Source organism: Desulfurellaceae bacterium (assembly GCA_021296095.1).
In the GTDB taxonomy this organism is placed as follows: domain Bacteria; phylum Desulfobacterota; class Binatia; order Bin18; family Bin18; genus JAAXHF01.
This window is the reverse complement of the sequence record JAGWBB010000020.1, coordinates 1-10,805: the sequence shown is the minus strand read 5'-3', so window position 1 is coordinate 10,805 and position 10,805 is coordinate 1. Positions and strand designations below refer to the sequence as shown.

The window sequence follows — 10,805 nt, the reverse complement described above, 5'->3', positions numbered from 1 at the left end:
TGCCCTATGCTTATTGTTCAGAAATACGGCGGCACATCGGTCGGGTCGTCCGAGCGGATTAAAGCGGTCGCCCGGCGAATCGCCGAAACCCGTGACGCCGGCCATCAGGTCGCGGTTGTGGTGTCGGCCATGAGTGGCGAAACCGACCGGCTGTTAGGCTTGGCCAGGCAGGTGACCGACCGACCCGACGCCCAGGCCAGCGATCTGCTGGTTTCGACCGGAGAACAGGTCACCGTCGCCCTGCTGTCCATGACCCTCAAGGACATGGGCTACCCGACCCAACCCCTGCTCGGCCATCAGGTCGAAATCACCACCGATAGCGCCTTTGGCCGGGCGCGGATCCAGCGCATCGCCACCGACCGCCTGACCAGCGCGCTCAATGACGGCGCCATTGTGGTGGTGGCCGGCTTTCAGGGCGTTGACGCCGACGACAATATCACCACCCTGGGCCGGGGCGGCTCGGACACCTCGGCGGTGGCTATTGCGGCCGTGACCCGGGCCGACGTGTGTGAGATCTATACCGACGTGGACGGCGTCTATACGGCCGACCCGCGCATCTGCCCCAGGGCCCGAAAAATGCAGCGCATCTCCTACGACGAGATGCTGGAGTTGGCCAGCCTGGGGGCAAAAGTCTTGCAGATTCGATCCGTCGAATTTGCCAAACGCCACCACGTGGCGGTCCATGTCCGGTCGAGCTTTGCGCCCGACACCGGAACATTTCTGGTTGAAGAGGAGCCGAGTATGGAGGACGTGATCGTCTCAGGCGTGACGTCTGACCTGAACCAAGCCAAAATCACCCTGCTGCGGGTTCCCGACCGGCCCGGTCTGGCGGCCAAACTGTTTGGCCCGATTGCGGATGACAATATCGTGGTCGATATGATCATCCAAAACGCCAGCGCCGAGGGCTCTACCGATCTGACCTTTACCGTGCCCCAGGACGATGTGCAAAAAGCGCTGAGCCGGGTTGCACACATCGCCGAGGAGATTCGGGCCGGCGGAGTAACGTCCGATACCCAGGTCGCCAAGGTGTCCATCGTCGGGCTCGGCATGCGTAGTCATGCCGGGGTCGCCTCCCGCATGTTTCAGGTCCTGGCCCGCGAGGGGATTAACATCCAGATGATCTCGACCTCAGAGATCAAGATTTCCATTGTCATTGAGGCCAAATACCGCGAGTTGGCCGTCCGCGTCCTGCACGACGAGTTTATTGCTCCGGCCCAGTAGAAGCGTCCCTCATCGACACCCACTTCGAGGTTCAGCATGCCAAGCATAGCCTTGTACGATACCACTCTGCGTGACGGCTGCCAGTCCGAAGACGTGGCCTTTACCCTGGAAGATAAGCTGTTGATCGCCCAGCAGCTGGACGATTTCGGCATCGGCTATATCGAGGGCGGTTGGCCGGGCTCGAACCCGCGGGATGAGGAGTTTTTCAGCGCGGTCAAAAAGCTCTCCCTCAAACGGGCCAAGGTTGCCGCCTTCGGCTCGACCCGTCGGGCCAATATCACGGCGGCCGATGATCTGAACATCAGGCTGTTGCTGCAAGCCGAGACCCCGGTCGTCACCATTGTCGGTAAGACCTGGGATTTACACGTCCGGGACGATCTGCGGATTTCGCTCCAGGCCAACCTCGAGGTCATCGGCGACTCAATCGCCTATCTCAAGACCCGGGTGGACGAGGTCTTTTTTGATGCCGAGCACTTTTTTGACGGCTACCGGGCCAACCCCGACTACGCCTTGGCGTGTCTGAAGGTAGCCGCCCAGGCCGGGGCTGATGTGCTGGTTTTGTGCGATACGCGTGGGGGCAGCATGCCGCACGAGATTCGCCAGGCGACCCAGGCGGCCGCCGGACTGGACAGCCGGCTGGGCATTCACTGCCACAACGACTGCGAGCTGGCGGTGGCCAACTCGCTGGCCGGGGTGGAAGGCGGAGCCAGCCAGGTGCAGGGCACGATTAACGGCTTTGGCGAGCGGTGCGGCAACGCCAATTTGTGCTCGGTCGTGCCCAACCTCCAGCTCAAGCTGGGCTACGGGTGTGTCAGCCCAAGTCAGCTCAAGACCCTGCCGACGGTTTCCCGTACCGTGTACGAGCTGGCTAATATCGAGCCGCACAAGCGTCAAGCCTACGTCGGCGCCAGCGCCTTCGCCCATAAGGGCGGGCTGCACGTCGCTGCGGTCCAAAAAAACCGCGAAACCTATGAACACATCGACCCCGAACTGATCGGCAACCACCAGCGCGTTCTGGTCTCCGACCTGTCGGGCCGCAGCAATGTGATTTACAAAGCCAAGCAGTTCGGGCTCGATGTGGACAATACCGATCCGGCGGTGAAGACGATTCTGCGCGAGGTCAAACAGCTCGAAAACGCCGGCTTTCAGTATGAGGGAGCCGACGCGTCGTTCGAGCTGCTGATGCAAAAAGCCCTCCACGGCAAGGTCCGCCACTTCCGCCTGATCGGCTTCCGGGTGATTGACGAGAAGCGCAGGGAGGACGAGCCCCCGCTGTCCGAGGCGACGATCATGGTCGAGGGCCCGGACGGGGCGGTCGAGCATACCGCAGCCCAGGGCAACGGGCCGGTCAACGCCCTCGACCGGGCGCTGCGCAAGGCGCTGACCCAGTTCTACCCCCAGCTCGAGACCATGGAGCTGCTCGACTACAAGGTCCGGGTGTTGGGCGGAGACGCCGGAACCGGGGCGACCGTACGGGTGCTGATCGAATCCGGCGACGAACACAGCAAATGGGGAACGGTCGGAGTATCTCCGAATGTGATCGAGGCCAGCTGGCAGGCACTGGTCGATAGCATTGAGTACAAACTGTACAAGGACAAGAAGCGCGCGGGCGAGTCCGCGCCGGTCGAGGCGCCCGCCGCGTCGCGGGCCGACTGAGTGTCGGCCGGACCGGGTCGGACACGCGCCGTCTCTCTGCTGTAGGCCATGCTTCGGCGTGTTTATGACTGGGTCCTGGGCTGGGCTGACCACCGTTACGGCGGGCTGGCCCTGCTACTGCTGGCTTTTGCCGAGTCGTCCGTCTTTCCCATTCCCCCGGATGTCCTGCTGATGGCCCTGGCCCTGGGCAAACCGGGTGCGGCTTTTCGGTTCGCGCTGATCTGTTCGGTCGGTTCTGTGGCAGGTGGTCTGGCCGGCTATCTGATTGGCTGGCTGCTGATGGACGGCCTTGGACGGCCGATCATCGAGCTGTACAACGCCCGGGCCGCGTACGCCGAGGTCGAGCAGCGCTTTGTGGCGCATGGCGGCTGGGCGGTCGCTATTGCCGGCTTCACGCCTATTCCGTACAAGGTGTTCACCATTGCGGCGGGAGCGACCCAGCTGTCACTGTCCAGCTTTGTACTGGCCTCGGTGGTGAGCCGTTCGGCCCGCTTTTTTCTCATCAGCGGCCTGATTTACTATTACGGGCCGACCATCAAGGTCTTCATTGACAAATACTTCAATATCCTGACAATAGTCTTCACCGTCCTGGTGCTGCTCGGGTTTGTGCTGCTGGGGTGGTATGGCTAGAATGAGGGAGTGGTGGTGCGGAGGCGGATTGCTCTGGGGCTGGGCCTCATCTTACTGTTGTGTGCGGCCATGTCGGCCTGCTCACGCGGGGTCAGACAGCCGATCCATACCGTTCGGGCGGGGGAAACCCTGTCCGCAATCGGCGTGCGCTACGGCGTTCCCTTCCGAGACATTGCCCGTCTGAATAATCTGGCCGACCCGGATAGGATTCGGGTCGGCCAGCGCCTGCGCATCCCGCACGGCGGGACCGATAGCCTGAAGACCGCCCGCTCCAGGTCTGCACCGGCGCGCCGACGCGCCGCGACCCGCCGGGCGGCAGTTCGGGAGCCGCAGCGTGGCCGCAAGCGGCCGCCGGCCGCGGTGGGACGTTTTATGTGGCCGACCCAGGGCGTCCTGACCTCTCGCTATGGTCCGCGCAATAACAGCTTTCATGACGGGATTGATATTGCCGCGCCGGCCGGAACCCCGATCGTGGCCACCGCTCCCGGTGAGGTCATCTACAGCGGGGTGTTGCGCGGTTACGGGAAGGTCATTATTCTGCGACACGCCAACGGCTACGCCTCGGTCTACGCCCACAACAGCCGGCACTACGTGAAACAGGGCCAGCTTGTGAAACAGGGCCAGAAGATCGCCGCCGTCGGCAACACCGGGCGGGCCACCGGCCCCAATCTGCATTTTGAAATCCGACGCAACAATAAAGCCCGCAATCCGCTCAAACTCTTACCCCCGAACCATCAGATCGTCAGCCGATGACGTGCCGGAGACCGCCATGCGTGACCTGACAGCCCATATCCGCAGCATCCCGGATTTTCCCAAACCGGGCATTATGTTCCGCGATATCACCCCCCTGCTGGCCAACGGTCCGGCCTGGCGGGCGTGTATCGACCGCCTGGCCGAGCGCTATCAAGGCCGGGTTGATACGGTCGTTGGGATAGACGCGCGAGGCTTCCTGGTCGGCGGCGCGCTGGCTTACAGCCTGGGCTGTGGCCTGACGGTCGTACGCAAGTCCGGCAAGCTGCCGGCCGAAACCCTGGCGGCCGATTATGGGTTGGAGTACGGGACCGACCGCCTGGAGATCCATAGAGACGCGTTTGCGCCCGGCAGCCGGGTTCTGCTGGTCGACGATCTGCTGGCCACCGGCGGCACGGCCCGGGCGGCTCTGGGACTCATTCAGCAGCTGGAGGGAGAGGTGGTGGAAGTCGCCTTTCTGGTTGAGCTGCTCAGCCTGGGCGGCCGCCAGAACCTTGTCCCGCACGAGGCGTTTGCGCTGATGCAGTTCGAGTAGCCGGCCCTGGACCTTGTCCGTGACGCTATGGACGCGGTTCGGCTCTGCCCAGGATCAAGCCGGCCCGCAGCGCCGCAATGTGGCCCGGTGTGGTGTGGCAACAGCCGCCGATCAGCACCGCTCCGGCCCGCTGCCAGGTCTGGGCGGCGCTGGCAAACTCGCCGGGCCGGGCCTGCACCCCCCAGCGCCGGGTCTGCCTGTCATGGCTCTCGGCACAGTTGGGATAAACGATAAGCGGTTTGGCGCTCAGCCGCCGAACCGTCCTGGTCAGGGGCAGGACGTGACGTAGCGGCGTGCAGTTGATGCCCAGCGCGACGACCTGGGGCAGCCCGACAAACGGGGCCATAGCTTCAGCCAGAGGCGTGCCGTCGCTGATATGTTGCCCGTCCCGACAGCTGAAACTGACCCAGGCTACAACGTGGGGCGTCTCAATCAGCAGGCGAGCCAGGACCCGCGCTTCACGCGCGCTGGGGATGGTCTCGCAGGCCAGCAGGTCGGCCCGGCTGGCGGCCAACAGCTGCCAGCGCGGCCGATGAAAGGCGAGCAACTCGTCCTCGCTCAGATCGTAGCTGCCAGTATACTCGGAGCCGTCGGCCAGGTACGCACCGTAGGGGCCGACACTGGCCGCAACCAGCGGCCGCAGACGACCGGTCCGATTATCGGCCTGAGCCCAAAACGCCTCGCGCGCGTTCAGGGCCAGCTCGACCGATCTGTGGAGCAGCGCAACAGCCTGGTCTTGACTGTAACCGTGGTCCACAAAGCCGGGCAGGCTGGCCTGATAGCTGGCCGTGATAATGCAGTCGGCACCGGCCGCCAGGTAGTCGGCATGAACCTGTTGGACGGTCAGGGGCGCGGTGTCCAACAGACGGGCCGACCACAGTCCGTCGCCCAGCCGGTAGCCCCGCGCTTCGAGTTCGGTGGCCAGCCCGCCGTCAACAATCAGGACGCCGGTGCGGGCCACAAAAGGTCTGAGCGGTGAGTCTGGGGGGGAAGGCACGGCTTGCATGAACCACACAGTCCTTGGCGCCCCAGCATGCCCTGAGAGCCGGCCCGAAATCAAGCCAGCTGGCTGTACCAATCTTGACAACACCGGTGAGGCCAAGATTGAAGTGTGCTCCGATGGAACGGCGGACACACAGGGCGGAGTTGACGATACTCCACTGCGGGGCAGCCTCGAACGCTGTCAGACAGGAGTCACGATGAAAAGCCATCTCACTATCAGCCTGGCAAGCCTTGTCCTGGCCTCTTCCCCGGCGCAGGCCGGGATGCTGGAGATTCCCGGCCCGGACGCCAAGCTGTCGGGTATTGGTGTGATATCGGGCTGGAAGTGCGACGCCAGCGGAGACATCACAGTCCGCTTCAACGATGGTGATCCGCTTGTCATGGTGTATGGGAGCGAGCGGGACGATACTTATCGTGCCTGTGGGGATACGAACAACAGCTTTGTGTCCATCTTTAACTGGGCGCTGCTCGGGGATGGAGAGCACGTCGCGGTGGCCTACGACGCTGGCGTGGAGTTTGCCAGGAACAGGTTTGAGGTCGCCACCACCGGAGAGGAGTTTCTGAGCGAGGCAAGTGGCCAGTGTCTGGTCCCGGATTTTCCTTCGGCGGGAGAAACGACCCTGCTTGAATGGAGTGAGGGTAGCCAGCATTTTGAGATGGTCCTGAATGAGGAGCCCGAAGAGCCACAAGAACCGGGCGCGTGTGTGTCCTCTGCCCAGGAAACGGCAGAACCGTTGGCAGACAGCAGCTCCGCGACCGATGCCCTCGTCTGGTGGACGCCCCTTCGGGCCGCTCCCGAAGACGAGTACAACGCCGCCTGGTGTACCGCTCAAGACGGACAGCTGGAAGTCCGCCTGCTGGACGATACGCGGGCGGACTGCGTGCTGCCTGCGTATGCCGTAGAGGCTGACTTTGCGGATAAATGGTACGAAGCGATCGGCCAGGCGGTGCACTATGCCCGCCTCCTCAAGAAGCGGCCTGGAGTGCTGCTCATTCTCGAGCAGACCCGTGATTGCCGTTATCTGTCTCGGCTGTGTGCCGCGCTGACGGGGGTCCGCGTCCGAGGCCAGTCGATCCGGGTCTGGACGACAGGACCGGTCTCTTGTCAATCTCGGTAACACATCTTGCCTGCGATCCCAGCCTGTTCCGCTTGACCACAGGCTGACGAACGCTTATGAAGCAGGCCCGGGACCATCTGTATCGGAGCCGGGTGACGGCTACGACAAAAGACGCCCCGAGCTGAGACCCGTCCGTCGTCCACGCGCCGCCTATGCTGACCGCCTCACCCATCCCCCGCCCGTTGTCCCGTCGGCGGTTCCTGGCCTCGAGCCTGGGGCTGGCTGCGGCCGCACCCGGCCTGTTGGCCCAGACGCGGATCAATCGCCCGCAACAAGGCGGGCTGTTGCGGCTGGGGATCTCGGGTGGCTTTACCAGCGACTCGCTTGACCCGGCCCGCATCTCGGACGCCTTCATGACCCTGCTGTCTTTCGGCCAGCTTCGCAATACTCTGGTGGAGATCGACGAGCAGGGCCGGCCCAGGCCCGAGTTGGCCGACGGCTGGGACGTGTCGCCGGATGCCAGGGTGTGGCGCTTTGGGCTGCGGCGGGGCGTTGAGTTCCATCACGGCAAAACCCTGGAGGCCGCGGATGTGGTTGCCTCGATCAACCATCACCGGGGCAGGCAATCGGTGTCGCCGGTCAAGATTCTGCTGGACAATATCCTCCAGCTCCGTCCCGACGGCAAGACCGGGGTAGTCTTTGAACTCCGGGACGGGCAGGCCGATTTTCCGTTTGTGCTGGCCGACATCCACCTGACGATTCAGCCCCACGACGGCGATGTCACGACCGGTGTGGGAACCGGTGGCTATCAACTGGTCGAGTTCGAGCCCGGCGTTCGCTCGCTGACCCGGCGCAATCCCAACTACTGGAAGGCTGACCGGGCCCACTTCGAGGCTGTGGAAATGCTGGCCATCGCCGATGTGAACGCCCGAACCGCAGCCCTGCAAACCGGCCGCGTCGATGCTATCAACCGCTGCGAGCTGAAAACCCTGCATCTCCTGTCCCGTCTGCCCGGCATCCAGATACTGCAAACCCACGGCACCAAGCACTACTCCCTGCCCATGCACACCGATGTCGCCCCATTCGACAATCCCGATGTGCGTCTAGCGCTCAAATACGCCATCGACCGGGACGCTCTGCTGCGCACCATTCTGCGCGGCTATGGCAGCCTCGGCAACGACCATCCGATCAGCCGCGGCCAGCCCTATTTTGCCGCCCGGCTGGCCCAGCGACCCTACGATCCGGATCGGGCCCGATTCCATCTGCGGCGTGCCGGGCTGGATGGCCTACGCCTGCGGCTGAGCACCTCAGACGCCGCGTTTCCGGGCGCGGTCGATACGGCCGTGCTGTATCGGGAGCACGCCGCAAAAGCAGGTCTGACGCTCCAGATCGTCCGCGAGCCGGCCGACGGATACTGGAAAAACGTGTGGCTCACAAAGCCCTTTTGCCTGTGTTCGTGGAACGGCCAGCCGACCGCAGGGCTGATGTTTGCGACCGCCTATGCCGAGGACGCAGCCTGGAACGACACGCGTTTTCGTCACCCGCGCTTCAATCGCCTGCTGAGAGCCGCCCGGGCCGAACTCGACGAGCACAAACGCGCCGAGCAGTACGCCGAGATGCAGACGATTGTGCGCGATGAGGGCGGGGTTATCATCCCGCTGTTTGCTGCGGACGTGTGCGCCGCCGACAGCCGGCTGCGCTTCGGGCAGTTGGCCAGCCATCGGGAACTGGACGGCGGCCGGTGTGCCGAGCGCTGGTGGTGGGCCCGGGAGCCCGGCGGGTCATGAGTCTGCGCGTCCTGATCGTCCGGCGGCTGGCCCTCGGCCTGCTGACCCTGTTGGCCATCTCGCTCATCCTGTCGCTCGGTCTGGAGGTGCTGCCGGGCGATGTGGCCGAGGCGGTGCTGGGCCAGTCGGCAACGCCCGACACGGTCGCCGCCCTGCGCCGCCAGCTGGGCGTGGACCGGCCCCTGCACGTTCGCTACCTCGACTGGCTGGCCGACCTTGTGCGCGGCGAGCTTGGTACCTCGCTGGCCAATCAGCAGCCGGTGGCCGAGCTGATCCGCGGGCGTCTGGCCAACACCGTGCTGCTGGCCACGCTGACCGCGCTGGTCGCGGTGCCGCTCGCTCTGAGCCTGGGTCTGGTGGCTGCGGTGTATCGCGACCGGTGGATCGATAAAACGCTGTCGATTGTCGGCCTGAGCACGATTTCCCTGCCGGATTTCTTTATCGCCTATCTGCTCACGGTCGTCTTTGCGGTTCGCTTGCAGGTCTTTCCGGCGGTGTCGATCATCTCTCCCGGCATGGCGCTGGCCGACACGCTGTCCGCCCTCAGCCTGCCGGTCCTGACCCTCGGTCTGGTCGTCGGCGCCCACATGATGCGGCTGACCCGGGCGGCGATTCTGAACCTGCTGCACAGTCCATATATTGAAATGGCCCGGCTCAAAGGGCTGTCTCCGGGCCGGATTATTGTCCACCACGCGCTGCCCAACGCCGTCTCGCCGATCATCAACGTCGTTGTCCTGAACCTGGCCTTCCTGGTTGTCGGGGTGGTAGTGGTCGAGGTGGTGTTCGTCTATCCTGGACTCGGCCAGCTCCTGGTCGACGCGGTGTCCAAGCGTGACCTGCCGGTAGTCCGGGCGTGCGGCCTGATCTTCGCCTCGGTGTACGTCGTGCTCAACCTGACGGCCGATGTGTTGGCTCTGCTGAGCAACCCCCGGCTGCGCCAGCCCAGTTCGCCATGACTGTTTTACGGACATTCGGCCGCGCGCCGCTGAGTGCCAGGCTCGGCCTGGGCTTGATCGCCGTCTACCTCGGGGCGGCGCTGCTGGCCCCGCTGCTGGCGCCCTACGGCGAAACCGAGGTGGTCGGCGATGTGTGGGAGGTGTCCAGTCGCTCGGCGCTGCTGGGGACCGACCAGCTCGGCCGTGACCTGTTGTCGCGTCTGCTGTACGGCGCTCGGAACACCGTCGGCGTGGCCCTGGTGGCAACCCTGCTGGCCTTCGGTGTTGGCGTTGTCGGCGGCTCGGCAGCCGCTCTGATCGGCGGCTGGGTCGATAGCCTGCTCAACTGGCTGGTCGAGGTGTTGCTGGCGCTGCCCAGCCTGATTTTTGCCCTGCTGCTGCTGTCGGTGTTGAGTCCCTCGGTGACGACCGTCGTCCTGGTCAGCGCCCTGCTGAGCGCCACCCGTGTCTTCCGCCTGTCGCGTGCCCTGGCCCTGGATATGACGGTGGTGGAGTTTGTCGAGCTGGCCAGGCTGCGGGGGGAGGGCTGGTGGTGGGTCGTTCGTTCCGAGATTGTGCCGAATACGTATGGGCCGCTGCTGGCAGAACTCGGCCTGCGGTTCTGCTTTGTGTTTCTGTTCATCAGCTCGCTCAGTTTTCTGGGTCTGGGCATGCAGCCGCCGACGGCCGACTGGGGCAGCATGGTTCGTGACAATGCCGGCGCCATGCCGTTCGGGCTGGCCGCCCCGTTTTTCCCGGCTGCGGCGATTGGGCTGCTGACAATCGCCGTCAACCTGGTCGTTGACTGGCTGGCGCAGACAGAAGCGGCCCCCGACCGACGGCCCTGAGCCGGGGTCGGAGGACCGGTCGAGTGAAAAGGCGGGGCCGGTGTGATAGGCGATGAGCATGCCGGAGCGACTGCTCAGCATCCACCAGCTGCGGGTCGAAGGCTTTGCCCAGGGGCAGAGCCGGCCCATCCTCCACGGGTTCGACCTCGAGCTTGATCGTGGAGAAGTGCTGGGTATCATCGGCGAGTCCGGGGCGGGCAAATCGACGCTCGGCCTGGCCGCCATGTACTACAGCCGCAGCGGCTGCCGCATTACGGACGGCGCCGTCGTTTTTGACGGCTTGGCGCTTCACTCCCTGGCCGAGACTGAGCTGCGCAGGCTACGCGGCAGCCGTATCGCCTATGTCGCCCAGAGCGCGGCCGCGTCTTTCAACCCGGCCCACC

The 10,805-nt window shown here is 64.5% G+C and carries 11 protein-coding genes; 10 read left to right on the top strand and 1 reads right to left on the bottom strand.

Translation table 11 applies throughout. The annotated features are described in order from the left end of the window. The first annotated feature begins 6 nt into the window (after positions 1–6). The 5 genes from J4F42_06560 to J4F42_06540 are packed head-to-tail and all read left to right on the top strand — an operon-like array spanning position 7 to position 4,792. Entirely contained in the window at positions 7–1,221 is a 1,215-nt protein-coding gene (locus J4F42_06560) for an aspartate kinase (GenBank protein ID MCE2485158.1), read from the top strand. A gap of 36 nt (positions 1,222–1,257) precedes the next feature. After that, entirely contained in the window at positions 1,258–2,877 is a 1,620-nt protein-coding gene (gene cimA / locus J4F42_06555; protein MCE2485157.1) for a citramalate synthase, read from the top strand. Between the two features lie 48 nt (positions 2,878–2,925). Continuing rightward, on the top strand, positions 2,926–3,507 hold the full coding sequence (locus tag J4F42_06550; protein MCE2485156.1) for a DedA family protein: 582 nt from the start codon (positions 2,926–2,928) through the stop codon (positions 3,505–3,507). A gap of 15 nt (positions 3,508–3,522) precedes the next feature. Beyond that, complete coding sequence (locus J4F42_06545; GenBank protein MCE2485155.1) at positions 3,523–4,260, top strand: peptidoglycan DD-metalloendopeptidase family protein; 738 nt, start codon at positions 3,523–3,525, stop codon at positions 4,258–4,260. A 16-nt stretch (positions 4,261–4,276) separates the two neighbouring features. Beyond that, complete coding sequence (locus J4F42_06540) at positions 4,277–4,792, top strand: adenine phosphoribosyltransferase (protein MCE2485154.1); 516 nt, start codon at positions 4,277–4,279, stop codon at positions 4,790–4,792. 25 nt (positions 4,793–4,817) lie between these two features. On the opposite strand, the gene mmuM is transcribed toward J4F42_06540, so the two are convergent. Next, positions 4,818–5,798, bottom strand: coding sequence for a homocysteine S-methyltransferase (mmuM, locus tag J4F42_06535; GenBank protein ID MCE2485153.1), 981 nt, complete (start codon positions 5,796–5,798; stop codon positions 4,818–4,820). A gap of 193 nt (positions 5,799–5,991) precedes the next feature. Here mmuM and J4F42_06530 point away from each other — a divergent pair, with 193 nt between their 5' ends. The 5 genes from J4F42_06530 to J4F42_06510 form a co-directional block, all read left to right on the top strand. Then, the gene (locus J4F42_06530; protein ID MCE2485152.1) at positions 5,992–6,912 is read left to right on the top strand and encodes a hypothetical protein; all 921 of its coding nucleotides are present in this window, start codon (positions 5,992–5,994) and stop codon (positions 6,910–6,912) included. Positions 6,913–7,064: 152 nt separating this feature from the next. Then, the gene (locus tag J4F42_06525) at positions 7,065–8,639 is read left to right on the top strand and encodes an ABC transporter substrate-binding protein (GenBank protein ID MCE2485151.1); all 1,575 of its coding nucleotides are present in this window, start codon (positions 7,065–7,067) and stop codon (positions 8,637–8,639) included. Beyond that, entirely contained in the window at positions 8,636–9,595 is a 960-nt protein-coding gene (locus J4F42_06520; GenBank protein ID MCE2485150.1) for an ABC transporter permease, read from the top strand. Before J4F42_06525 ends, J4F42_06520 begins: the two co-directional genes overlap by 4 nt. Continuing rightward, on the top strand, positions 9,592–10,422 hold the full coding sequence (locus J4F42_06515; protein MCE2485149.1) for an ABC transporter permease: 831 nt from the start codon (positions 9,592–9,594) through the stop codon (positions 10,420–10,422). The genes J4F42_06520 and J4F42_06515 overlap by 4 nt, the downstream gene beginning before the upstream one ends. A gap of 58 nt (positions 10,423–10,480) precedes the next feature. Continuing rightward, positions 10,481–10,805 (top strand): ATP-binding cassette domain-containing protein (locus J4F42_06510; protein MCE2485148.1); only part of this gene is annotated, 325 nt, incomplete at its 3' end.